The 423-nt window shown below is 61.0% G+C and carries 1 pseudogene; it reads left to right on the forward strand.

Features of this window, described 5'->3' with window-relative positions:
• Window positions 1-169: 169 nt before the first annotated feature.
• Window positions 170-423: pseudogene (locus G3I71_RS48375) on the forward strand (ABC transporter substrate-binding protein); the annotation flags it as partial.

A 423-nucleotide genomic window follows, 5' to 3' on the forward strand; every position in this document is an offset into this window, starting at 1 on the left:
AACCCTTTTGGAGAGCACCCTCCCCGCAGCGACTCCTGCCTTCACTTAGATAACGAATGGCACCGTTGTCATCTCGTTAAGGATTTACTCCTTGACGCTGAAGCTGCGGCCGAGTTGACTTCCAGCCACCTCGGCCGCAACGTCGCGGCCTCGTCAGGGAGGTTCGAGAATGAACACGCGTATGCGTCGTGCCGCCGTTGCCGTTGCCGCCACCACGATGGCGATCTCGCTTGCCGCTTGTGGGAGCGCCAAGGAGACCGGCGACAAGGCCGAACAGGGCTCGGAGAAGAAGGGCGACGACCTGAAGATAGGTCTGCTCCTCCCCGAGAACCAGACGGCCCGTTACGAGAAGTTCGACCGGCCGATCATCGAGAAGAAGATCAGCGAGCTCACGGGTGGCAAGGCGGAGGTCGTCTACGCCAA

The organism is Streptomyces sp. SID12501 (assembly GCF_010550245.1).
In the GTDB taxonomy this organism is placed as follows: domain Bacteria; phylum Actinomycetota; class Actinomycetes; order Streptomycetales; family Streptomycetaceae; genus Streptomyces.